Annotated in this window: 1 pseudogene; it reads left to right on the forward strand. The window is 43.0% G+C overall.

Features of this window, described 5'->3' with window-relative positions:
• Window positions 1-139: 139 nt before the first annotated feature.
• Window positions 140-272 (forward strand): annotated as a pseudogene (locus tag SB775_RS29615) (cysteine synthase); the annotation flags it as partial.

Consider the following 272-nt stretch of genomic DNA (forward strand, 5'->3'; position numbering starts at 1 on the left):
TGATAAATCCATGGCTTACATGCCCTGTTGACACTTTCAAAACATGAATATGCCCCGGATGCACCCTGCATGGACTTTTTGTGATAGCTGCATGTTATAATGAGAGAGCAAGTACTTCAACATAAGGAGTCGTATTTACGTGAATGTATTTCGCAATGTGAAAGAACTGATCGGCAATACGCCGATCGTCGAAATTACACAGTTTGAGCTTCCAGAGGGAGTCCGTCTATTCGCGAAATTGGAATATTTTAACCCGGGTGGAAGCGTCAAAG

This window comes from Peribacillus sp. SIMBA_075, assembly GCF_046534585.1.